Annotated in this window: 19 protein-coding genes; 10 read left to right on the forward strand and 9 right to left on the reverse strand. The window is 34.3% G+C overall.

Features of this window, described 5'->3' with window-relative positions; translation table 11 throughout:
* Positions 1-572: 572 nt before the first annotated feature.
* The 4 genes from LEP1GSC059_RS18995 to LEP1GSC059_RS19010 all read right to left on the reverse strand — a co-directional run bounded on the left by LEP1GSC059_RS18995 (position 573) and on the right by LEP1GSC059_RS19010 (position 3,129).
* Entirely contained in the window at positions 573-1,871 is a 1,299-nt protein-coding gene (locus LEP1GSC059_RS18995; protein WP_020981287.1) for a CCA tRNA nucleotidyltransferase, read from the reverse strand.
* Entirely contained in the window at positions 1,864-2,253 is a 390-nt protein-coding gene (locus LEP1GSC059_RS19000) for a hypothetical protein (RefSeq protein ID WP_002177795.1), read from the reverse strand. Before LEP1GSC059_RS19000 ends, LEP1GSC059_RS18995 begins: the two co-directional genes overlap by 8 nt.
* A gap of 172 nt (positions 2,254-2,425) precedes the next feature.
* Complete coding sequence (locus LEP1GSC059_RS19005; RefSeq protein ID WP_002177799.1) at positions 2,426-2,815, reverse strand: ribonuclease HI family protein; 390 nt, start codon at positions 2,813-2,815, stop codon at positions 2,426-2,428.
* The gene (locus LEP1GSC059_RS19010) at positions 2,812-3,129 is read right to left on the reverse strand and encodes a hypothetical protein (RefSeq protein ID WP_002177798.1); all 318 of its coding nucleotides are present in this window, start codon (positions 3,127-3,129) and stop codon (positions 2,812-2,814) included. The genes LEP1GSC059_RS19005 and LEP1GSC059_RS19010 overlap by 4 nt, the downstream gene beginning before the upstream one ends.
* Before the next feature lie 371 nt (positions 3,130-3,500).
* Between LEP1GSC059_RS19010 and LEP1GSC059_RS19015 the strand changes: the two genes are divergently transcribed.
* The 6 genes from LEP1GSC059_RS19015 (at position 3,501) to LEP1GSC059_RS19040 (ending at position 10,262) form a co-directional block, all read left to right on the forward strand.
* Complete coding sequence (locus tag LEP1GSC059_RS19015; RefSeq protein ID WP_002177742.1) at positions 3,501-4,274, forward strand: arginyltransferase; 774 nt, start codon at positions 3,501-3,503, stop codon at positions 4,272-4,274.
* A 60-nt stretch (positions 4,275-4,334) separates the two neighbouring features.
* Positions 4,335-5,075, forward strand: coding sequence for an SDR family NAD(P)-dependent oxidoreductase (locus LEP1GSC059_RS19020; RefSeq protein WP_020981218.1), 741 nt, complete (start codon positions 4,335-4,337; stop codon positions 5,073-5,075).
* A gap of 19 nt (positions 5,076-5,094) precedes the next feature.
* Complete coding sequence (locus LEP1GSC059_RS19025) at positions 5,095-6,597, forward strand: FAD-binding oxidoreductase (RefSeq protein WP_017214811.1); 1,503 nt, start codon at positions 5,095-5,097, stop codon at positions 6,595-6,597.
* Positions 6,598-6,600: 3 nt separating this feature from the next.
* Positions 6,601-8,079: a glycosyltransferase family 39 protein gene (locus LEP1GSC059_RS19030; RefSeq protein WP_020981164.1), complete on the forward strand. Its 1,479-nt coding sequence runs from the start codon at positions 6,601-6,603 to the stop codon at positions 8,077-8,079.
* 18 nt (positions 8,080-8,097) lie between these two features.
* A complete protein-coding gene (locus LEP1GSC059_RS19035; RefSeq protein WP_002177745.1) occupies positions 8,098-9,231 on the forward strand; it encodes a glycosyltransferase family 2 protein in 1,134 nt (377 codons plus the stop codon).
* Positions 9,232-9,608: 377 nt separating this feature from the next.
* Positions 9,609-10,262, forward strand: coding sequence for a hypothetical protein (locus tag LEP1GSC059_RS19040; protein WP_036025969.1), 654 nt, complete (start codon positions 9,609-9,611; stop codon positions 10,260-10,262).
* A gap of 942 nt (positions 10,263-11,204) precedes the next feature.
* Here the strand turns inward: LEP1GSC059_RS19040 and LEP1GSC059_RS19045 are convergent.
* From LEP1GSC059_RS19045 to LEP1GSC059_RS19055, 3 genes are all read right to left on the reverse strand, one after another.
* Complete coding sequence (locus LEP1GSC059_RS19045; protein ID WP_017214814.1) at positions 11,205-12,812, reverse strand: LA_3751/LA_3752 family putative glycosyltransferase; 1,608 nt, start codon at positions 12,810-12,812, stop codon at positions 11,205-11,207.
* Between the two features lie 6 nt (positions 12,813-12,818).
* On the reverse strand, positions 12,819-14,798 hold the full coding sequence (locus LEP1GSC059_RS19050; protein ID WP_020981274.1) for an O-antigen ligase family protein: 1,980 nt from the start codon (positions 14,796-14,798) through the stop codon (positions 12,819-12,821).
* Between the two features lie 108 nt (positions 14,799-14,906).
* Positions 14,907-16,658: a hypothetical protein gene (locus LEP1GSC059_RS19055; protein ID WP_051196113.1), complete on the reverse strand. Its 1,752-nt coding sequence runs from the start codon at positions 16,656-16,658 to the stop codon at positions 14,907-14,909.
* A 46-nt stretch (positions 16,659-16,704) separates the two neighbouring features.
* Between LEP1GSC059_RS19055 and LEP1GSC059_RS19060 the strand changes: the two genes are divergently transcribed.
* Positions 16,705-17,979: an EAL domain-containing protein gene (locus tag LEP1GSC059_RS19060; protein WP_004447232.1), complete on the forward strand. Its 1,275-nt coding sequence runs from the start codon at positions 16,705-16,707 to the stop codon at positions 17,977-17,979.
* 980 nt (positions 17,980-18,959) lie between these two features.
* Here LEP1GSC059_RS19060 and LEP1GSC059_RS19065 read toward each other — a convergent pair.
* Positions 18,960-20,117, reverse strand: coding sequence for a DUF1577 domain-containing protein (locus tag LEP1GSC059_RS19065; protein ID WP_002176787.1), 1,158 nt, complete (start codon positions 20,115-20,117; stop codon positions 18,960-18,962).
* A gap of 70 nt (positions 20,118-20,187) precedes the next feature.
* Here LEP1GSC059_RS19065 and guaB point away from each other — a divergent pair, with 70 nt between their 5' ends.
* From guaB to LEP1GSC059_RS19080, 3 genes are read left to right on the forward strand one after another with little or no spacing between them, the layout of a single operon-like run.
* Positions 20,188-21,714: an IMP dehydrogenase gene (guaB, locus tag LEP1GSC059_RS19070; protein WP_017214815.1), complete on the forward strand. Its 1,527-nt coding sequence runs from the start codon at positions 20,188-20,190 to the stop codon at positions 21,712-21,714.
* 1 nt (position 21,715) lies between these two features.
* The gene (locus LEP1GSC059_RS19075; protein WP_017214816.1) at positions 21,716-22,498 is read left to right on the forward strand and encodes an outer membrane lipoprotein-sorting protein; all 783 of its coding nucleotides are present in this window, start codon (positions 21,716-21,718) and stop codon (positions 22,496-22,498) included.
* Positions 22,499-22,507: 9 nt separating this feature from the next.
* A complete protein-coding gene (locus LEP1GSC059_RS19080) occupies positions 22,508-23,200 on the forward strand; it encodes a 16S rRNA (uracil(1498)-N(3))-methyltransferase (protein WP_002176797.1) in 693 nt (230 codons plus the stop codon).
* On the opposite strand, the gene LEP1GSC059_RS19085 is transcribed toward LEP1GSC059_RS19080, so the two are convergent.
* The gene (locus tag LEP1GSC059_RS19085) at positions 23,190-23,474 is read right to left on the reverse strand and encodes a hypothetical protein (RefSeq protein ID WP_017214817.1); all 285 of its coding nucleotides are present in this window, start codon (positions 23,472-23,474) and stop codon (positions 23,190-23,192) included. The two genes, LEP1GSC059_RS19080 and LEP1GSC059_RS19085, sit on opposite strands and share 11 nt — an antisense overlap.
* Positions 23,475-23,663 lie beyond the last annotated feature (189 nt).

Here is a 23,663-nt window from a genome sequence, read left to right on the forward strand (position 1 = left end):
TAATTTTATAACCGTATTGATGATTTATTTTATTCATCTCTATAAAACTGAGTACCTAAATGTTTTACATAAAGTGTCGTTTTACGTAAGTTCAATAGACTCCAATGCGAAAACGATTGAAGCGTAGTAACTTTAGCAGAACGTTCTTTCAAACTCAGCGTTCAACAGATCGTGTTCTATAATAAATTGTAATTAAGTACGAAATATTGTATTACGTTTCTTTTATGCAATTTATTGACTGGAGCTGAAAGTGCGGACCGTCAACGCCGGATTCGCCCTGGTCTTCTTTCACTGAATTCACAGGATATTGGATTGGGATTTTATTATGTAGTTCCGAATAAGAACAAATTCTAAAATTGTAGGAACTCCTACTTTTAGAAAAAAATTTTCTCCATGAACTCACATTCATATTTTAATTTTTTTGGAATTTTCACTACAATCTCTCGCTCAGTGAAATCGAACATACGAGTCGTTGAAAAATTAATTCGCCACTTAGTCTTTGTTTCATGGAAACGGTCGATTGAAGCAGTTTTATTGATCGTCACTATGGAATTTTTGAACAACTCTATTATTTATTTTGGAAGTAGTGAAATTAAAGAATCTTTTTGGTTTGCTTCTGGATTTTCGAGTACATAAGAAAGAAGTTTTCCAAGGACGGAACCAATTTCTTTGGGAGGAATATTGGGACAAAACTTAAGAATGTCTTCACCTCTAAGAGCTAATTCAGTAACTAAAAGGGCTTGTGGTTTTGATAATAGATCTAATATTTTTTGAAAATTAAAAACGGATTTTAGAGTTGGTTCATAAATATATGCAAGATTTAAAATATACTCAATTACGGTTTTAAGATTTTTTCTTCCGGAATAAACACAAACCGGATGTAATAAAATTCTTCTGATTTCTGAATCGGTCAATGTAGAGTCGTTTTTATGGTTTAACAAAACAGAAACTGTATCCGAGAAAAAGATGGAATCCTTTGTGTTTTGATTGGAATAACGTAGATCCTTCATAAACTGTTTTGCAGAATTTCGGTTTTGAAAATTTCCGAACAACCAAGCATGTAAAAAAGAAAGTCTGAGACTGATAGGAAATGCCGGAACTTCTTGGATTTTATTTTCTACGGTTTGGTTTTTTACGGGATAGAGTTTAAGTTCGGTAAATAATTCTAATATTCCAAAATCCTTAAATAATTTTAAAGAAGGAGTAGGGTTTTTACTTTTTAAGATTTTGTTTAGTTCGTCGTGAACTCTTTCTCTGGAAACCTTTGCGGTTACGTTTTTGCAAAGAACAATCGCCTTTGCAGTATTAGGTTCTAAATGAAAATCGAGACTACTTACGAAACGAATCGCTCGAATCGGCCTGAGTCCGTCTTCGGTAAATCTTTCGATCGGATTTCCGATTGTTCGAATGATTTTGTTTTGAATGTCTAAGAGACCGGAATGTTCGTCTATGAGAATTTTCGTTTCTAAATCGAAGGCGAGTGCATTCATAGTAAAATCCCTTCGTTTTAAATCTTCGCTTAATGAAACTCCAAATTCCACGATCTCCGGTCTTCTTCCGTCTAAATAGTCTGTGTCCTTTCGAAACGTTGTAATTTCGTAGGTGCGATCTTGTATCAGGATGGTTACCGTTCCATGTTTGATTCCTGTGGGAACGGTTCTTTTAAATATAGAAAGAATTTTCTCTGGTAAAAGAGAGGTAGTAAGATCAAATTCTTTTGGAACCTTAGATAGTATTAAGTCTCTTACAGAACCTCCTACCAGATAACATTCTCCGCCTTCTTTGCGAATCGTTTGTGTAATATGAAGTATATCTTCCAGAAAAATTTTAGGAATTTTTTGAATCAATAAAACTGGATCTATATTAATCATTTTGAATCATTTTTTTCCAGAGATTTCCATATCGATTTTTTAATACCTGATCTTTTTCAAGAATGGCATCGATTTTCTTTTTCCATTCTGGATCTACTGTGATCTGACTGAAAGGAAGTTCAATTTTTTCGGAAAGGATTCTATCGATCCCGGCGGCGGTTTTTTCCGTTGCGAGTTCACAAAGTTTTTTTGTATCTTGGGTTTCTTTTTCGGATAGACAAAGTAAAAGCATCTCTTCGAATTTTTCTTCTTTTTGTAGAGTGTGCAGTTTATCCTTTAGGGATTGCCCGCAATGAAAGATAGGATACATTAAAGTTATACAAAACCACATTTTTACCGAAAGTAAAAACGCCTGTTTTGTTTTAAAATGAAAGTTTATCAAACATTTCTCCTAAAATTTTTTTAAATGTATGAGTTCCTACAGATTACGTCTCTTGTAGCAATTTATGTTTTTTTAAACCAGTTATTCGTTGTTATATTTGTATGAGTTCCTACATTTTTTAGCTAAGTACCAAATTAAAAACGCAAAATTACTAAAACGATTCTAATTTTTCTTATTTTTGAAAAGCTTCGTTTGCGAGTTTATCTGCGATTGAATTTTTTTCGCGAGGAACGTGGGTGATCTTAAAACTTTGTAAGGAAGAAACGAGTTTATCCACTTCCTTTTTGTAATCTAAAAGGTTAGGATGTTTTACTTTGTATTTTCCGATTACCTGTTTAACTACAAGTTCTGAGTCCATGTAAGCGTGAATGGAATCAAACTTTCTGGAAATACATTCTTCAATACCCCTTTTTAGGGCATTCCATTCTGCTACGTTATTTGTGGTTTCTCCGATTCGCTCGGAGATTCTAAATTCTTCTTTTTCATGGACGTATGCCACAACTCCGACCGAAGAAGGTCCAGGATTTCCTTTAGAAGCTCCGTCGCAATAAATAGTAATCAAGACTTTTTTTCTCCTCTAAATAGATCGATCAAAACCTGAATCGGTTTCCAAAGAATCGTATAAAGAATCAATAAACTAATTTTTAAGATTCCACTAAAAAAAGTTAAGATCCATTCTAAAATCAGATTCGTAAAAAAATAAAATGTTTCCGGTTGAACCAAAGTGAAGACGAAAGAAACGAATCCAAACCCTAATAAAATAAATTGTAGGATTGTATTTTCGATAAAAAAAGAAACCAGACTTGCGATCGTGAAACATAGAGAGATACGAAGACCTCTTTTTTTTGTTTCGAAGTTCTTAAGTAATTTGTGCATCTGAGAGTGTTTTTGTTCCTTAAATTCAAGATTCTGCTCTACTCATAGCTATATAGAAAAAGTACCAATTTTTTGCATTCAAACAAAACTTTGCAATAAAGCATGATACTCAATTTTATAGGATCAGTAACAGTAACTCTAATCTACATGATCTGTTAAGTATTCAACAGATAATAAATTACTTCGTTTTTCAAAAAGACTTGGGCTGTTTCTCGTATGAATTTTAAGAGTCAGTTTTATCATTTTTTAGATGAAGTTCTACAACATGAAGATCAGATTCTAAAAAACCATCTTGAAAATGACCATCTCTTTCGTCGAGTTTTCCCTAAAAAACTTTACGAGTTCAGTAAGATCTGTGATCGTTTCCTAGAATGATCCAGAATAAACTTCAAAACTTTGTGAATACTCTTCCCGTTAGTCCTGAAAAAAGTTGTTCTTATTATTCGGATCGTTTGAGTCAGATTCAATACTTTCCGTTTCCGGAAGAAATTTCAAAAGAAGCCTTACAGTTTTTTTTCGATTCTGGTTTTAGAAGAAACGGAAACGTTCTTTATCGTACGTCTTGTTACGGTTGTAAAGATTGTCTGAGTTATCGGATCCCTTTGGATCGGTTTGTTCCCAGTCGAAATCGTAAGAAGTTACTAAAAAAGAATTTGGATCTTAAGATTTGTTTTGAATCTCCGAATTTGACTTCGGAAAAAGAAATTCTTTACCTTCGTTACCAAAGATCTAGATATCAAAATTTTGTAATTGAAGAATCCGATCAAGAACTACTGGAAGGGATGCGTTGGAATCTTTTTGAATATACGGAAAATTCTTTGGAGATGACTTTGTCTTTGGGTGGAAAGATTCTTTGTTTTATGATTTTAGATTCTGCTTCCGATTCCCTTTCTGCAGTATATTCCGTTTATGATCCGGGCTATCCGGATAGAAGTTTAGGAAGTTTTGCCATTCTTTCTTCTATTCTTTATGCAAAAGAATTGGGAATGAAATACTTTCATCTAGGTTATTTTCTTCCCGGTCATCCCAATATGGATTATAAAAAGTATTGGAACCCCGCACAAATTCGAGAACCGATTCCTAATGAAAATCGTTGGATTGAAACAGAAGAGTTTCAAAAAAAATATTCTGACTTTTCTTGGTAAGAATTTTCTACCTTTAAATCATACTTGTCAGTTCCGTTTATTCCCGTAGAACGGACTGATATGGCAAAAAAAATCATCGTCGTAGGCGCGTCTAGCGGGATCGGAAAAGAATTAGCTACTTTACTTTTAGAACAGGGGCACACGGTCACTCTTGTGGCTCGTAGAGATAAGGAACTAAAGTCTATCTCTGCTTCTTTCAATTCATCTGGAAAAACAAATGCATTTGTAATCAAACACGATGTCACAAACTTCGATCAGACAGAAGCTACGTTTCAAAAAGCTGTAAAATCTATGAAAGGTTTAGACGAAATCTATTATGCTTCCGGTATTATGCACAATATCAAACCGGACGAGTTCGACGTAGAAAAAGATATTTCTATGTTAAACACGAATCTTTTAGGATGTGTAGCTTGGCTCAATCCTGCAGCGAATCTTTTTCAAAATCAAAAAAGTGGAAAGATCATAGGAATTTCTTCGATTGCAGGAGATCGTGGTAGAAGAGGAAATCCGGTTTACAATACTTCTAAAGCGGGAATGAACACGTATTTAGAAGCTCTTAGAAATCGTCTTGCGGTGTTAGGCGTTCAAATACTTACCGTAAAACCAGGTTTTATAGATACTGCCATGACAAAAGGGATGAAGGGACTTTTTTGGCTGATCTCTGCAAAGGAAGCCGCAGAGATCATTTTGAAAGCAGCGGATTCCGGAAAAGAAAATATTTACGTTCCGGCTCGTTGGGGGCTTGTGGGTTTGATTATCCGTTGTATCCCTTCTTTTATCTTTAAACGTCTTTCTATTTGATTATTGAAAAGGTAATATTATGGCAACTTCATCCAAGGCCAAAACTTCTCCTAAAAAGAAAGCTCTCGTAAAAACTTTGAAAGTGAAAAATATAAAAAAAGTTCCGGTTGAAATTCAACTTCCGAAACCTACCAAAGTAGAAGCTTGGGGAATGAATCATCATTCTATATCTCCTGTACTTTTTCCGGAAAAGGAAGAAGATTTTAAAAATATATTTTCTTATGCGGATCAAAAAGGGCTCAAATTGACTTTTCGGGGAGGAGGCTGTAGTTATGGAGACGCAGCCACCAATACGAAGGGCGCGGTGATCGATATTTCTAAGTATAATCGAATTTTGGAATTCGATTCTAAAAATGGAATTATCAAAGCGGAGTCCGGAGTTACGATCAAACAACTTTGGGAATTCGGAATCGAAAAAGGTTATTGGCCTCCCGTCGTGAGTGGAACCATGTTTCCAACGTTAGGCGGAGCTTTGTCTATGAACATTCACGGAAAGAACAATTTTGCCGTGGGTCCGATTGGCGATCACGTTCTAGAATTTACGTTTATGACTCCGGACGGTAAGGTTCATGTTTGTTCGCGTAAAAAAAATCAGGAACTATTTTTTGCAGCGATTTCCGGCTTCGGGATGTTAGGTGCTTTTTTAACGGTTACGATTCAATTAAAACGTATCTACGCCGGAAAGATGAAGGTATGGCCCGTTGTCAGCGCAAACCTTCAAGATATGTTTGATTATTTCGAAAGTGAATATAAAAATTCAGATTATCTTGTGGGTTGGGTGGATGCTTTTGCCTCTGGAAATTCTATCGGAAGAGGTTTAATTCATAAAGCGATTCATTTAAAAAAAGGAGAGGACCCTGATTTTCCTGAAAATTGTAAATTAGAAAAACAGAATTTACCAAGTAACTTTTTAGGGATAATTCCAAAAGCTTGGATGTGGATGTTTATGCTTCCATTTGCTAACAATTTAGGAATGAGGTTTGTCAACTTTGCAAAATTTATCTCCGGTTATTTGACAAATAATAAACCGTATCTGCAGGGTCACGCAGAGTATGCCTTTTTATTGGATTACGTTCCGAACTGGAAATTTATGTATAAACCAGGTTCTATGATTCAATATCAGAGTTTTATTCCAAAAGAAAATGCAGTAGACGCGTTCTCCGAAATTTTACGGATCTGTCAAAAAAGGGGGGTTGTAACCTGGCTTGCAGTATTCAAAAAACATAAACCGGATTCGTTTCTTTTAACACACTCGCTAGACGGTTATTCAATGGCTATGGATTTTCCGGTAACTTCTATAAATCGGAAAAGACTTTGGGAACTCGCGGGAGAGTTAGACGAAACTGTTTTGAAATTTGGTGGTAAGTTCTATTTTGCAAAGGACAGTACTCTGAGACCGGAAATTGTACAAAGGGCGTTTCCAAGAAAGAATTTAGAAACGTTTCATTCTTTAAAAAAGAAACTAGATCCAAAAGGAATTTTAGAAACAGATCTATATAGAAGAATTATGGGAATTTGGTAATAGGTGTTCGGTTTGAGTTCGTTTTTGGCGGAAATCAAAAAGAATAAAGATCTTAAGATTTTTCTTTTTGTATTTACGTTAGGCGCTTTCTTTAGACTTTTTCGTTTAGATTTACAAAGTCCCTGGGAAGACGAATTATTTTCAATCCGGGCTTCTTCTGCAAACTCTTTAAACGATCTTTGGAGTTGGATGAAGGACGATCCTCATCCACCTTTGTATCAAACCTTATTGTATTTTTGGTTTCAACTTTTACAACCTACGATTTTTGTAGGCAGGTTATTGAGTGCTATTTCCGGTCTTTTGGTGCCACTTGCGTTTTATGTTTTAGCACCTGTAGAACTCAAAGGAAGAATCAAAGTTTCTGTTTCTGCTTTATTGAGTTTATCTACGGGGCTCATTTATTACTCTCAAGAACTAAGATCCTATAGTCTTTTGGTTTTGTTTTGTACGATTCAACTAACCTATGTTTTAAAGCTGGTCTACGGGAAAGAAAAAAATCTTAGATTGTATTTAAGTTTATTAGGAATTTCTTTATTAGCTTCTTATACTCACTTTTTCGGATTTATATGGTCCGCTTCTATTTTTTTAGGAATGTTTATAGAGGAATTAATTTTCGAAAGAAAATTTCCTAAGGAGTTTTTCTTTTTTGGGATTTCTTTTGGTTTGTTGTTTTTACCAGTGCTTTATCTGTTATTCAATTCGGATAAGATAGGAATTGCTTCTTGGATACCGGAAGCTGGAACGACTGCGTTTATTATATTTTTCGATTTGATTTTTCATTCAGGAATTCTAAAGAAGTTTGTTCCTGGAATTGTAGCTTCTGTGGCTTTATCAGTGGGATTTATTTCTATTTATTTTCAAAGAAATTCTACGGAAACGAAATTGGTAGTTTTGGATTCGCTCCATAAGAAATCTGTAATATTATTTGGAATTGTTCTTGCTATTTTTTCTATTGTGCTTTGTATTCTTTCTTCAATTCAGCCATTAATTACAGCTAGAAATCTTTTGGTTACGGCACCGGTTTTATACTTTTTGATTGCAACTGCATTTTCTGTTTTTCCGATTTATAAGGGAAGAAGGCTCGAATTTGTTCTTATTCTAATTTCTTTTGTATCTTTGTATTATTTTACTCGTTACTATTATAAGCCGTACAAGGAACAATGGAGAGAAAGTTCTCAGTATATTATTTCTACCGTTGCAGAACATCCAAAAGATTTTACTCTCCTTTGTTCTTCTCATGCCTATAACATGGAATACTTTCTAAAAACTGCAAAGATTACAGGGGTTGTTCCCAGGCTTTACACTAAGGAAGAAGTGAATCTTTTTCTTCAAGATTCTTCTAAAAAGAATTTAGTGATTTTAGAAACTTCTTGGAAGTATTTGAATTTTGAAGAATTGGAATCATTATTTGCACGAAGTAACTTTGATCGAAAGGATCAATTGTTTTACGGGATGAGAGTCGTCACGATTCGTAAAAAGTAAATTCCGGAATTTTAAACTATGAAAAAAAAGAATATCACCTATGTAATCCCGTGTTTGAACGAGGAAAAAACTCTTCCACTCGTTTTAGAAAAATTAGTTCGACTCAAAAAAGAATTAAAACAATACAATGTAGAAATCCTGGTTTCGGACAACGGAAGCGAAGATAAATCTGTATCCATTGCCAAAAAATATGGGGCTAAAGTAGTTCATTGTAAGGAAAGAGGTTATGGAGCGGCTCTCAATTTCGGAATTATAAACGCGACCGGAGAAATTGTACTTTTTGCGGATGCGGACGATACTTACGACTTTTTGGAATCACCACAACTTCTTGCAGAAATGGAAAAGGGCGCGGAGTTTGTGATCGGTTCTAGACTTGACGGAACCATTCAGAAGGGGGCGATGCCTTTTTTACATCGTTATTTGGGAACACCGGTTATCAATTGGATTATTAATTTATTATATTCTAAAAAAGGAAATCGTGTTAGAGATTCAAATTCAGGTTTTCGTTGTTTTCTAAAAAAGAAATATTTAGAATGGGAAATAGAAAGTACTGGAATGGAATTTGCTTCCGAGATGTTGGTAAAAGCGCTTAGAAGTGGGGTAAAACTTTCTCACGTTCCGATTAGTTTACATCCAGACGTGGCGGGAAGAATTCCTCATCTGAGAACTTGGAGAGATGGAATGAGACATCTCTTGCAGATTCTTATTCATTCTCAACAACTATTTTATTACACCGGTTTTACTCTATTTTGGATAGGATGGGCGGTCACGATTTTAGGATATTTTACGGGGATTATTGCCATAGGACCTTTTCATATTTTTGGAATTCATTCTCTTACCGTTTCTTTATTAGTCGCTACTATGGGTCAAACCGTTTGGGCCATCGGTCTGTTTTTGGCGGCTCGAAAAATTCCAGAACTCAAATTATATTCAAAACTGATCCACTTATCCGAAGATCTTTTATTTTGGTATTCTGCGAGAATGATACTGATCGTGATTTTACTTTTTGCTTTTATCGTATTTCGTTGGTGGAGAAATTCTTTTCAGCTTCTTGATTTAGAAAAAGAAATTTTAATGATTAGTTTTTTAAGCGTCCAAATTTTAAATGCGATTGGACAAACGATCACCGCCCACTTATTAAAAAGAACATAACGAGCGATCCATAGAGAGCGAGTTAGTCAAAAAAGCTGCGTAGCGGAAAAGTGATTGTCTCTTTGCGAAGCAAAGAAATAGAGCGATCCATAGAGAGCGAGTTAGTCAAAAAAGCTGCGTAGCGGAAAAGTGATTGTCTCTTTGCGAAGCAAAGAAATAGAGCGATCCATAGAGAGCGAGTTAGTCAAAAAAGCTGCGTAGCAGAAAAGTGATTGTCTCTTTGCGAAGCAAAGAAATAGAGCGATCCATAGAGAGCGAGTTAGTCAAAAAAGCTGCGTAGCAGAAAAGCGATTGTCTCTTTGCGAAGAAAAGAAATAGAGCGATCCATAGAGAGCCTAAGTTGAAAAATATCAAAATTATTGAATGTACTACTGATTATGAAAAAAAGAAACCTCGATCAAGGAAAATCGCTCAACCAATATCGAAACAAGATTTTTGTAGAATGTCCAAATTGTTCATCGATAGCAATCATTACTGCACAGGATATTCGATATAATTACCCTATTTCACAATCTGAAACAATAAGAGTAGTTTGTTTGGCGTGTGGTTTTTATAAAAAAAATGAAAGCACTTTTTGGAAAGGACCGATTGATGGTTCATTTAAAAGACCTTGTGGAAAGTGTGGATATAAATGGGTGGAAAAACATATTTATCGTGTTCAATTTTCTTCTAATATTCCAAAAACTGCAAAGTGTAAATGTCCGGTTTGTAATTATGAAATGGAAGAAAAATTACAATGGCAAAAATCCTATTTAGTAACACAAGGGATAGATCCGTATTTTGGTTTGCCGTTATGGTTAAAGTTTCAAATTGGTAATCATCATATTTGGGCATATAATGAAAATCATATAAATGATTTAATTAATTATATAGAATCGGATCTGAGAGAACGTATTGTTTATCCTACAAAATGGTCAATGGTTGCAAGACTTCCTAAATGGATAAAGGAAGCGAAAAATCGTAAAGTGATTATTAAAGCATTAAAAGAATTGAATAAGAAGTTGGAAAAAATCATCCGTGTTTTCGACTAACATATTTGTCTGTTTTATTCTGGATTTTTAAAATTTCATTAGAGTTGTTGAAAAATTCCATAGTTGGCTATTAACAAAATTGCTTCAATCGACCGTTTCTATGAAACAAAAACTAAGTGGAGAATTAATTTTTCAACAATTCTATTATTCGTTTCGAAGTTTATTCAAACATGTTTAAGGGATTTAAAAATTGGTTTATGTCTATTGAATTAACGTGAGTTCTGTATAATTAATGTAAAAGCGATTATTATGCTGCGATCCGTAGAGAGCCATAACCTTACCCACAGTTGAATAGGATTTTAGAATCAAAATTGAACTCAACAAAACGCTCTTCTGAACTCAGCGTCTCGCTTCTATGGTCGTTCGACAGGTCGCGTTTGAAACTCAACACAACGCTCTCTATGAATCGCGTTGTGGGCTCAAAAACACACATTTTTCAAGTGTTCCGACAAGAATGAGTTTTGTTACTTGCAAAAAGTATGTTTTTCTGATATAGAAAAGTCTTCCTAACTTCTCCACCTGAATTGCGACCCATGGGAAGCAATTCATTGAGTTACCCCCATCCAAAACGTGGGAAAACTCAGCAGAACGCTCTCGACGGATCGCGTTCTAGGGAGGGAACTTAGTTTTACAGAGGATTTGTCGTAATTCCCACAGATTTAATATTGAGATCCAAATACTTGTGGGTAAGGTTATGGTAGAGAGCAGCACCTGAGTTTATTATTCGCCCCAATTTTCTTACGTCGAACTCACGTTAACTTAATGCGAAAACGCTTTTTCAGGAAGTTGTTGTATTGAGTTTTTTATTCACCCAATATTCTATAGGAATTCGAACAAAATTCTTCCATTCAGTTAAGCTTTTAGTGCATATTCTTGCTTCTGGTAACGCTCGGGGACATCTTGGACCAAATACAAATTAAATAAAAAATAAATTTTGAATATTCAATTATTTGAAAGCTTATAAGTTTTTAACGTAAAGTTTAGGATTTTTTTAGAATCCTTTTGTTTATAGAAACGATTTGTGTCTGGAAAACGAACTGCGATTTTTTCTTTAAATTGTTTTTCTGGAAGATTTGGATCTCTAGGCGGCTCTAGGTCGTATTCTAAAGTCGAATAAGATGTTATTTGATTTTTTTTGAAAGTTTCTTCTAATAGAATTGAATCTTTTTCCGTAACTACCGAAAAGTGAATCGAGTTTAAATAAGAATAACCGATTAAATAATTTGTAAACTGTCCTTTATGAACGATGATCTTTCTGGATTGAAATTCATTTTGAATTTCTGTATAAGGTTTTATGGCTCCAAATAAAATTTTAAAACCTTCTCTTGTAAATTTATAATTGTAGTATAAACTTAAAAAAGCCAAAAGAACTAAAACTTTTCCAGCATTTGGAAACTCTATATTTCTTTGATAAAGAAATATAAAAATTCCTGCGGATAAAAATATAAAACCAGATTCTAAATAACGAAGACCAAAATGATGAACCCCTGCGGTATAAGGACTTAAAAAAGAAATCGCAAATATGGTTCCAATTCCTACAAGACCAAAAATTGTTTCGCCGGAAAGTGTTCTTTTGCGAATTAGGTTGGAAAAAATTCCTAAAACCAAAATTGTATAAGGACATGCTTTTAAAAATCCGGATTTAGTTTCATCTCCCAAAAGGTAACCTTGGAAGATGAAAATTTGTTTTCCAAACGAGAATTGATTCATCGCGTCACCCGAACTAACAATAAATCGGATTCCCATTGGATGACCAGAATAAATAAAGTTTAAATAACCTATCAATCCAAATGAAACGATTGCTCCAACTCCGGAAAACATTAAGTATTCTTTAAGTCTTTTTCTAGTTGTTTCAGAAAAGAGAGAAAGAAATCCGAATAAAAATACCGGGAACGCAGATTCGGTTCTTAAAAAGAACGCGGTCGTTGCTAAAATTCCAGAAACAAATGAGAATATTCTAAAATTCGAATTTTTGATTTCAATTTTGTTCGAAAAAAGGGATCGGAGCAAAGAATATCCAAATGACAATAAAAGTAAATTATTAAGAGGAACTTCGGAAAATTCCACAGAAGATAAAACCGGAAAACTAAGTGCAAATGGGATCAAGGTAAAAATTAAAACGATCCCCGTCTTATCTATAAACAAGGAAAGTATTTTGTCAAAGACTAGAAAACATCCAAATAAACAAAGAAGAGGTAATAACGTAATGATTTTTGTTCCGAATAAATGAGCAGGAAGTCCGTTTAAAAGTGCAAAAATAGGAGGATATTGAAAAAGACATTTCCGATTTCTGTTCTCTTTAAGAAATGCCCATGGATAATCAAATGGAAAATATCTAAATTCTGGGTCGTAAATTTTTCCAGGGTAACTACATTCTGACTCTTGGATTCCTTTTTCTAGAAACATTATAGTTTGATAATATTTAATCTCGGAATCGCTGGAAACAAATGGAATTTTATCGTCTAATTTAGAACGGTTAAAAACCAAAAATAAAACTACCAGTATATAGATAGAATAACGGGAATAGGGGTTAAACAGACGATTGAACATAATTGTTTATTCCGTAAATATAATATGAAAAGGATCCGTTTTTTTACCTTCTTCTAGTTCTCTTGTAACGTTCTGATCTTTTTTGCTAAGAACGTCCGCTTTTTCTTTCCAACAAACGGATGAATACGGATTTTTAATCACACATCGATTTAAAAGAGTCTCTACCAAGTCCTGATAGTCTGGACTTTTACGAAGGATTAAAGAAGCCAAAATTATATTTTCTTCAGAACGGATCCAAATCTGATTTTTTAAAATTTCTTCAAACGGATGGGAAAATTTTTTGCGGCTTCCGGAAGATTTCTTCTCTTTATAGATTAGAAAGTTATCAAGTTCTATTTCGTCTTGGGTGGAAGCTAAAATTAAATTTCTGAGTCTTTGTTCCCAAATCAATTGAAAAGTAATAAAACCTAACAAAATCAATATGATCGTATAAACTGTCTTAAACGAACGGTTCTGTTTGAACTTTCGAATAGGAAAACTCAGTCTCATACGAATCAAAGATAAGGAAAGTATCACCGGAATAAAAAAATGCTGTTCTCCTAAATTATAATCGAAAAATTCATGAACGGCAACAAATACTAAAACGCTAGAAATGAATATTCCTGAATTTGCAACTTCTTTATTTTTGGAAGTTAGCATCTGATAGGAGATAAACAAAAGATAAATTGCAATCCATAAAAAAAATAATGAACCTAAAATGCCTAAACTTGTAAAAACTTCCACATAAAGATTATGGGCTTGAGGATAAGATCTAAAAGAATGTAAAAATCTATAAAAGTCTTCGTAGCCGATTCTTTCTGAATTTGTTCCTGGAAGATGAGCTAAGAGAGAATCAGCGTCTAAGCCGATTCCAAAAAGTGGAAAATTTTGAAGAACCGATTGAAAGTGAAAATTCCAAAGTGAAAATCGAATCAAAAGAGTTTCTGCATTGAAATAACGAGAAGCCGTTTCTAGCGGCATAAAAAGGATACTTCCGATTGAGAACAAAAGGATCAGAACAGATATAGGAATTAAAATTTTAAACGGAATTCTTTTTTTGTTCCAGAAAAACAATACTATATAAAGTGCCGCAAGTATAAAAGCTAATAAACTCGCTCGAGAATGATTAAAGAATGTTAGATAAATAGAGATGATACCCCCTGGGATTAAGAACCAGGAATATACACGGTATTGAAATGCAGTATAAAAGGCGACTAATGCAGAAAATGCAGATATAACTGCGATCGCAGATACTGGAAAACCAGCATAAGTAAGAAAAAGAGGAGGTACAAAAAAATTAAATGGCCAGATTAAATGAACCGCAGAAAATAAATTTATTATATTCAAAAATAGATTTAAAGAAAGAACTAAAAGAAGTCCTTTTTTAATCAATCTACTTGGATAAGAAGAAAGTAAAAAGAAGATCAAAACTCCGGAAAATAAAAGACAAAGTTGTAAAAGGGCCGATTGAGATTTATAAGAAAGTAAAGAAGAAATGAGTAAGACAAAGAAAAAAAACGAAATGACCGCGTGTAGTTTGTAAATTCGAATTCGTTTTGGAACCAGATAAAAAAAAGTAGTTACTACAAAAAGTAAAAGAGGAACCGATTTGATACTAGAAAAAAGAGGAGGGGAACACGAAAAAGCAACCGTGTGAATGAATAAAAAAATTGGATGAACGTTTTTAAAAAATAAATAAATCGTAAAACATAGAGATGCAACATAGAGAAGTTTTAAATTCAACTTCTGAGGGAAATAGACGACAGGAGCTGCGTTGATTCCGTTGATCGTAGAAAGTCCGATTAATAAAATACATGCTAATTGGAAAAGAGGATGAATTCTACGTTTCTTTTTTCGAAAGGATAAACATACGGCCCAAATAAAAAAACTAAATACAATAGAATCTCTAGAAAGAGAAGGGTTGGAAGGATCGAAAAAAAATAATAGAGAGATGGAAAAGACGAATATTAGAAGAGGAACGGTTTTTAAATTGAGATACTGACTCATTTATCTTTTGTTAGTTCTTTTTTGGACAACGATAAATGCAGAGTATCTTCGCTACCTGATTTTAGCAATCAAGATTCTAAGGATTGTAAAAAGTTAAGTTTTAAGAAATTATAAATTATTTTGATACCATTCTCGTCTATTTTTATCTTCTCCATTTCTAAAATAATAAAGATCAAATTCAGAGAATTTTTCTTTTCGTTGTGACACATTTAGTTTCTTAAATTCGTATTTATAAGTGTCCAAATAGGATCCAAAATCTACCGCATGAAAGGATGGAATTTTAAGAAGTTCTTTCATTACGGAAGGTGAATACGTTAAAATCCTCCAAGGTGTGGAAAAATCCCCTGTGAGAAACTCGTCGTATTCTGTTTTTTTTGGAAGTCCATTTGAATAGAGAATTAGATGTACGTTTTTTTCTCTTAGATATTTGATGGGAATTGGTTTTCCGTGTCCTACTCTTTCTAGATCTTTAAATTCCATTTTTGCAATTACCGGATCTGTAAGTCCCGTTTCCGTTTCGATAGCTAAAATTGGATTTAGATAGTAGATCAAAATACATTCTGAACCGGCAAAAGCCACTCTGACTTTGGATTTTTCAAAATGTTTTTTCCAAGGAAGGATTTGATTTCGAACTCGTTCTACCGATTCCCTTTTATAAACTTGATTTTCGTCTGCGATTCCAGATAGGATCGGCAATGGAAGACCTTTGTAAATATCCCAACGTAATAAAATTAAAATAGGGATAACATAAAGAATCGAATATGCGATTTTTTTTTGTTTAGAGTGTGGTTGAAGTAAATATAGAATTTCCTGTTCTGCCCAAACAAAAATGAGAGGAAGAATAGGAAGATAAAATCGAGAGAACATAAAATCCCCTCCGATCCAAGTATAATAACTCGCGTAAAGAATCGGAAATAGAACTAACAAAATCCAACGAAAGTCTTTTTTTATATTTTTATGAATCCATTGTTTTTTAATCATTTGAAAAAAAGAAATAAGGACAAGTCCTAGGATTGGTATCATACCGTAATACATTTTTAAAAAATACCAAAGATATATGAGTCCTTGAAGAATACGTGGACTTCCTCCCGATTTGGCGTAGAATGTATTCGGAAGTAGATTTCCATAATATTCTAATTTCCAAATATAAAAAAATGCAGGAAGTAAATAGATAATACAAAGAATCACTAAAGAAAGGTTGAAACGTAATTTTGTATGATTTGAATTAGATTCTTGTAAAAATTTTAGAATTACATAAATGCCCGCGAGAATGTGAAATAAAATTCCGTCTGGTCGGTTCAGACAACTTAAAGAAGAAAAAAAGATTCCGGGTATAATTCCAAAGAAGTTAGTAGCTCTATGATATATCAAATGATATGAAGCTGATAAAAATATAAACCCGTGGAATGAAGTTTCCAATCCTCCAGTTGCAAAAACCCGATTGTGATAGAGTAAAACAAAACAAGAAAGAGCAAATGGAATAGGGGATAACTTTTTACTAAATAAGATCAGATAAATACAAGTTCCAAAAAAAGAGAGAATTCCCAAAAAGTAACCGGCTTCTACGGGATCAATTCGATCGGAAAGATGAAATGGAATGAGTAGAATTGTCCAAAAAAAATTTGTATACCCTTCTACAAACTCTCCTTCATTGAATACCAGGCCTTTTCCGTCGGCGAAATTTTTTGCGTATCTAAGACTAATAAACGCGTCATCCGAAATCCAACGCATACTATAAGAGGTGATTACTCCGAATAAAATTAGTAATACACTAGTTGCAAAATATAAAATGCGTTTCAAAATTGTGTTCCTTTTCTCATAAGTAATGTCCGGAAGTGATGTTGTTTTTTTACGTTTCATGGAATTTCCTTGTAGGATTGAGACATTCCAAAAACCTGTTAATCTAATGATCGGCATTTCTCCAAAAACAAAATTGGAATGGGATCTCTGGTTCCAATCCGGAGAAGTTGTCCCTTTTTTTCAACCAATCCTTTCTGTAGAAAGGGATTCTATTTTCGGTTATGAAACTCTGGGAAGGTTCCGGGATCAATCCGGAAAAATCCATTCTTTAGGTCCTTTCTTTTTGAACGCGTTGTCCGGAGTAGAGGATCTTCAGGAAAGAAAAGAGATCTATTTTCTTAAAAGAGATATTGATCGTAGTATTCGTAAAAAAGCACTTTTCCATCTTTTAAAAAATCAAAATCGATTTCCGGAAGCGAAATTATTCGTAAACATTTCTCCCGCGTATATGAGAGATCATATCGAAGAAGAGGAGATAGATCCATATACAATTCGACTTGTAAAAGAATTTGGTTTAGACCCTTCTAAAATTGTTATTGAAATTGTAGAAGAACATTTCGATGGAAGTATAGAAAGTTTAAGACCTCTCATTTCTCGTTATAAAGAAGAAGGTTTTTTAGTAGCGATAGACGATTTGGGTTCTCGTTCTTCTAATTTAGATAGAATCGGAATTTTTCATCCAGATATTTTGAAAGTAGATCTTCAGATGCTTAGGCATTCGGTTGTTTCTAGAAATTTTCAGGAAATTCTTTTTACGATTTCTAGACTTTCCGAATCTTTAGGTTGTTCTCTATTGTTCGAAGGAATCGAAAATGATACTGAACTTTTTCAGTCTCTTACTTATAGCGCTCGTTTTTTACAGGGATTTTATTTTGCAGAAGCACTTCCGAATATGGTAGGGCAAGAGGAATTAAAACTTAGATTTTCCGCCGTTCATGAATGTTTTTTAAATCATAAACGAAATCAGTTAGTAAAAAGAATTCAGTTGGAAAAGGAATTAGAAGAAAAACTGGACCTTTCCGGAATTATAGTAAACACGGAAGAGGAACTTTGTTCGATTCAAATTCAGAGTCCTAACCTACTGAGAGATTTTGTATTTCGGATCTACGTTACAAATTTGATCGGAAGCCAGGTTTCTCCAAACTATATGAAAATTGAAAATACTTCCATAGACATAGATCCTTCTTTTGTAGGAAGAAATTGGAGTTGGAGACCATACTTCCTAGAACAACTCTATAAATCGATGAAGGATTCTCGAGCAGGATGGATTATTAGTAACCCGTATTACGATATTAGTTATGGGACTCTTCTTGTAACTTACAGTAAAAAAATTTCTGAACAAAACGTGCTATTTGTGGACGCTCAAGTTCTTGAATATTAGAAATATAAAATTTATAACTCTTTAATGTTACTTAGATCGGACGTCGATAAATGTTATATTTCTAAATAGAACAATTGAAATCAAATTTTTATGACTGTTTTAAAATAAAAGTTTATTAGAGTTATTGAAAAATGAATTCTCCATCTATTTATGGAAACGGTCAATTGAAGCAGTTTTGTTAAACACTACTATGGAATTTTTCATCAACTCTATTTTATATAGAAGTTTCTCTCTTATTTTATAAAAGTTAATTTTTTTACAAAAAATAGATCAGTTTGTAACAAGATGTAATAGAGTTCCCACAATGGACGGTTCTTACCGATCTCTATAAAATTGAGTACCGTTAATTTTATCACAAAACACTGATTCCATGCAAAATATTAGGTACTTTATTATTAGTTATGAGTAAAATATTTCGCTGAAACGTTATAATTAACGCGGGTTCTAACGTAAGAAAATCAGGGACCGGCCTCTACCGACAAACATTTAGATTTCAATATAAATCTGTCGGAGTTACGACAAATCCTCTGTAAAACTTATGAGCCCACCCGCGTTTTGGGTGGCAACTCAATGAATTGCTTCCCATGGGTCGCAATTCAGGTGGAAAGGTTTGAGAGACTTTTCTCTATCAGAAAAACATACTTTTTGCAAGTAAAAAGACTCATTCTTGTCGGAACACTTGAAAAATGTGCGTTGATTCTAAAATCCTCTTCAATTGTGTGGGTTGGTTATGGGCTCTTCGTTTTGACCAACAAATTGCACGCAAGAAACAGGATACAATAATCTTTTTAATTTCAATTTATTATAAAACGTAATCCGTCGAACGACTACGCTTAAGTTCCCTTGAATCGGTACCTTTTTCATTATACTGAATTCACGTTAAATAATTTTACCCATTTCTATTACAAAATGGTTTTAATTTATTAGATCAAACCCACGTTAGTTGAGCTTTTAATACGACGTTAAATTCAAAGTTAAGTTTAAATTGGATTGGCTTCTACTAGAAGTCTATTGACGTTGTCTATATATTTTTTTCTTTCTCCCGGTCTATAAGAGTTTCCTTCGATAGAAAGGCCAACGTATAAGTTTCCTTCCGCATCTTTTGTGACCGAACGGATGACTCCAAAAGCGGTGAGCGGAGCCTGCATCTTGAAAAAAATGTCGAACGTAAATCCGGCTCTTTTGATAAAATCTTGATTTAGATCTGGATGATTGATTTTTACTTTCAAACCTCCCGTAGAAATATTTACGATTTGAAATCTTTCTTTTACAAGGATCGTGTTCGATTCGCGAATTCGATCCACCATTTCGAAAGTAAGGGTTTTGATTTCCATCACTTCTAAAATATCAATTTCTCTGCTACGGTTTTGAGCGTGTACAAATCCGATCGGAATCGCTTGTTCTTCATGACTTAAGTAAATTACAGGAACGATCAGTTCTGATTTTATTTTCTGATTCGCATATTCAATGATTCGTTTACGAACGTCTTCTTCGTCTCCCAACTCTGAAGCGTAGTCTATAAAATCTTCCTGATTGTATGCCGTATAACTTTGTTCTTTTTGAGTATTGGAGATAAAAAGAATCTTACGAGTTTTTTTTACGAGATCGAGTTTGTCTCCAATTGTTCCGAATACATCTATTTTTAGAAAATCGTATTTTGATTTCAGTTTTGTTTCGTAGTCTGCAAAGTTCACTTTTACGGAAGTAGGAATGTTAAATAAGTTTGCATCGATTGTAGTTTTGCTTGTACGGATATTCGTGATCCAAACGGCTCCTTCTGGAGGTACAATTCGATTGAGGCTTCTTTCTTTGCTTGCGATTGAAATTTCTGAAACGGAAAGAATGTATTGATTGTTAGGTTTTTCATCTATAACCTCACAATTGAGTTCTACGTATTTCGCCAATAGTTTTGCGAGAGTAACATTAGAGTTTAACGGAAGCGCGTTAGGCGTGTGTGTTTGAATCAGTATTTTTGTGGCGTCTTTAGAAACTTGAAGGATCTTAACGATTTGTTTTAAGGAGTTGGAAGTTTGCGCTATAATATCTGTTTGTACTAAAAATTTAGAAATAATATGAAACTTTTTAGTAGGGTCCGAGATTGTTTCCTTTTCTCTTTTTTTTCTCTGAATCGTTTCCATAGTTTTTCAAAGCGAACGAGGGGAAATTCTCTTGATCTTAGTTCTCAGTTTACCTTTTATGTACTAGGTAATGTCAAACCAAACTTACCGCGACTCCGAATATTTAGACGGACTATCTGGAGAAGAATTATTTAATCTTCAGATTGGTCTAACTTACAGAGATTTTCTCGTTCTACCTGGATTTATCGACTTCCATCCCTCCGAAGTTGAGCTTGAAACCAGACTGACCAGGAATATAAAATTAAAAAGACCTTTTATCAGTTCTCCTATGGATACAGTCACCGAATCTCAGATGGCGATTGCTCAAGCACTTATGGGAGGGATCGGGATCATTCATTATAACAATACGATCGAAGAACAGGTTACACTTGTAGAAAAGGTAAAACGTTTTGAAAACGGATTTATCACAGATCCGGTGATTTTAGGGCCAAAGAACGTCATTCGTGATTTAGATGCGATTAAAGAACGTAAGGGATTTACTGGAATTCCAGTAACAGAGGATGGAACAAGAAATTCTAAACTCATCGGAATTGTAACAAATAGAGATATAGATTTCGAAAAAAATAGAGAAATCACTTTGGACAAAGTGATGACTACCAATCTAATTACTGGAAAAGAAGGAATCACTTTACAAGACGCAAACGAAATCATCAAAAAATCTAAGATCGGAAAACTTCCGATTGTAGATTCTCAAGGGAAATTAGTATCTCTTGTAAGTCGTTCCGACTTAAAGAAAAATAAAGAATTTCCAGATGCATCGAAGGACGAAAGAAAAAGGCTTCGTTGTGGGGCGGCTGTTTCCACTTTAATGGAATCTAGGGATAGGGTGGCTGCCTTGTATCAAGCTGGAGTAGATGTGATCATCATCGACTCTGCGCAAGGAAATTCTAATTACCAAATCGAAATGATTCAATTTATTAAAAAGGAATTTAAAAACCTAGATATAGTTGCAGGAAACGTAGTGACACGTGCTCAAGCGGAAAATTTAATTCGTGCGGGTGCGGATGGACTTAGAATCGGAATGGGGCCTGGATCTATTTGTATCACACAAGATACGATGGCTGTAGGACGTGCTCAAGCGACTGCAATTTATCAAACTGCAAAACATTCCGCAAAATACGACGTTCCTGTAATTGCGGACGGTGGAATTTCCAACATAGGAGATATTGCAAACTCACTCGCGATTGGTGCGTCTACTTGTATGATGGGGTTTATGTTTGCTGGAACTACAGAAGCTCCTGGAGAATATTTTTATGAAAACGGGATTCGCCTTAAAAAATACAGAGGAATGGCGTCCATCGAAGCTATGAAAGCGGGTGGCGATAAACGTTATTTTAACGAAGGTCAAAAAGTGAAGGTGGCTCAAGGGGTCAGCGGATCTGTAGTAGATAGAGGTTCGATTTTAAATTTTATTCCTTACTTATCTCAAGGTCTCAGGTTATCCTTTCAAGATATGGGTTATAAATCCATACCCGAACTTCATAAAGCTCTTAGGGATGGAAAACTACGTTTTGAAAGAAGGTCAGAATCTGCACAGGCTCAGGGTTCAGTACATGGACTTTATTCTTTCAGTGCCCCTACCATGAGGGCGGAGTAATTTGGATCGGATCCTTGCGTTTACTTTTGGTTTTTTAGCTCTTGTAGTATGGAGCAAAGAAACAAACTCGCAAGGATCTACTATAAGAGTCGCTCAAGAATTAGTTGCTAGGCTCGATCAGGTTCTTGTAAAATCAAATCAAGGTTTGATCAAAGGTAATTTAATTCTAATTCGAAGAAACGGAGAGACTTGGAATTGGGACGTAAGTATATTCAGAAAAGAAAATGATACACTCTATCTATTTGAAAGTAGCGGAAAAGGACTTGAATATAAAATTTTGATTAAGGACGAGGGAGAACAGATATACATATTCAATGCACTTTCTAAAAAGATTTTTAGAAAAGTAGACGAGGAAAAATACGAATCCCATTTAGCGACAGGGTTTAGTTTTATGGATCTGTCCGGAGCGTCTTATCAGGCAAATTACAATCCTATTGTACAGAGTGATCTTAAAACCGCGGATCAATCTTTCAAAAGAGTTTCTCTCAAACCAATCATACCGTATTTTTATTCTAAGTTAATTTTGCTTTTGAGTTCAGATTCGTTAAAACCTACAAGATTGGATTTTCATGATCGAGACGGAGTATTATTTAAGACAATGAATATCAAATACGGGCCCGTAAAAGTGAAACAAAATCAAAAGACCACAAAAGAAGAACACGCAAATCGATTAGAAATGTTGGATCTGAATACTGGATCCGTTAGTGTATTAGAATATACTGAAATAGATAAAGAAGTAAAACCAGATTCTTCTCTTTTTGATCTATCTAATTTAAATCGATAGGGTTTTATCTTGAAAGAAGCGATTCTTTTCAGAAGGGAATGGAACGAAGAAAATACTTTCCACTTAAACAAAGAAGAAATTTCCCATTTAAAAGCGCTTCGGATTTTTTCCGAAGATAAAAATCTAAGAGTATTGAACGGAATCGGAACCGAGTGGGTTTATGAGATTCCAGGAAATTCAGTTCAAGGAATTATCAAAAATACAATCACTCACTTAAAAACGGAAAAAATTTCCGCAGTTGCGACAGCTATTCCTAAAGGAAATCGATTGGAATGGTTATTACAAAAAGGAACCGAATTGGGTTTAACTCATTTTTATTTTTTAAATTTCGAACAATCGGATCGAAAGGATTTTAATTTGAGTCGGGTTCAAAAGATCGTAGAAGAAGCTTCGATTCAATCAAAAAGAGTTTTTCTTCCGGAAGTAGTCGCCCCGGTTTCTTTAAAGGAATTTTTGATTTCGCAAAAAAAACAAAATCTTTCTATCTATCGATTGGATCCAAACGGAGGATGGAATCTAAAGCCTGAATTTTTTCAGAATGCAATTTGGATCATAGGTCCGGAAGGTGGTTTTCGAGAGAAGGAAATTCTTTTGCTCCAAGAAAGAAATATACCTGGAGTTAAGGCGGGCGATACGATTCTGAAAATAGAGACCGCTGTAGTTTTTGCGGCCTCGTTATTTCGCTATTCTACTATTTGTTGAGATTGCTGAATTGAATGAGCAAATTAAGAACGTTACAATTATTAGAACAATTGCTCGTACATGTGTTAAGTGACTGTAGATTTGCGTTTGTTGCGGTTTCTCCGTAAGTAGCTCCACAAGCTGCGTTACAGGAATCGATTGTTCCGCCTGGACCACAAGATAACATATAGTTTACAATTGCCTTTTCTTTCGTGGTGTCTTTTCTTGAATTGCAATTTGACATCACGATGAAAAAGAAAAACGAAAGAAGTAGGATCGAAAATAATTTCCTCATAAATGTATAGTTGCCAATGTAGGAATTCTACGTAAATCAAAAAAGATTGGACGTTAAAGATTCCTAAACCAAACTTTCTAAAAACCATTTCGTGAATGGAACTGAAAGCCAATTCATTTTTCTAAACCTAAATTGAAGAATATTTTGTCTTACGTAACGTTTTGGAATTGAGTTTTGCTTTTAAGCTGT

The sequence above is a fragment of the Leptospira noguchii serovar Panama str. CZ214 genome (assembly GCF_000306255.2).
Taxonomy (GTDB): domain Bacteria; phylum Spirochaetota; class Leptospiria; order Leptospirales; family Leptospiraceae; genus Leptospira; species Leptospira noguchii.

Coding starts and splice junctions, on each gene's coding strand:
- LEP1GSC059_RS19055 (WP_051196113.1), bottom strand. CDS start 16,658: ATGAAACGTAAAAAAACAACATCACTTCCGGACATTACTTATGAGAAA.
- LEP1GSC059_RS19050 (WP_020981274.1), bottom strand. CDS start 14,798: ATGAGTCAGTATCTCAATTTAAAAACCGTTCCTCTTCTAATATTCGTC.
- LEP1GSC059_RS19010 (WP_002177798.1), bottom strand. CDS start 3,129: ATGCACAAATTACTTAAGAACTTCGAAACAAAAAAAAGAGGTCTTCGT.
- LEP1GSC059_RS19065 (WP_002176787.1), bottom strand. CDS start 20,117: ATGGAAACGATTCAGAGAAAAAAAAGAGAAAAGGAAACAATCTCGGAC.
- LEP1GSC059_RS19040 (WP_036025969.1), top strand. CDS start 9,609: ATGAAAAAAAGAAACCTCGATCAAGGAAAATCGCTCAACCAATATCGA.
- LEP1GSC059_RS19025 (WP_017214811.1), top strand. CDS start 5,095: ATGGCAACTTCATCCAAGGCCAAAACTTCTCCTAAAAAGAAAGCTCTC.
- guaB (WP_017214815.1), top strand. CDS start 20,188: ATGTCAAACCAAACTTACCGCGACTCCGAATATTTAGACGGACTATCT.
- LEP1GSC059_RS19085 (WP_017214817.1), bottom strand. CDS start 23,474: ATGAGGAAATTATTTTCGATCCTACTTCTTTCGTTTTTCTTTTTCATC.
- LEP1GSC059_RS19015 (WP_002177742.1), top strand. CDS start 3,501: ATGATCCAGAATAAACTTCAAAACTTTGTGAATACTCTTCCCGTTAGT.
- LEP1GSC059_RS19045 (WP_017214814.1), bottom strand. CDS start 12,812: ATGTTCAATCGTCTGTTTAACCCCTATTCCCGTTATTCTATCTATATA.
- LEP1GSC059_RS18995 (WP_020981287.1), bottom strand. CDS start 1,871: ATGATTAATATAGATCCAGTTTTATTGATTCAAAAAATTCCTAAAATT.
- LEP1GSC059_RS19060 (WP_004447232.1), top strand. CDS start 16,705: ATGATCGGCATTTCTCCAAAAACAAAATTGGAATGGGATCTCTGGTTC.
- LEP1GSC059_RS19035 (WP_002177745.1), top strand. CDS start 8,098: ATGAAAAAAAAGAATATCACCTATGTAATCCCGTGTTTGAACGAGGAA.
- LEP1GSC059_RS19020 (WP_020981218.1), top strand. CDS start 4,335: ATGGCAAAAAAAATCATCGTCGTAGGCGCGTCTAGCGGGATCGGAAAA.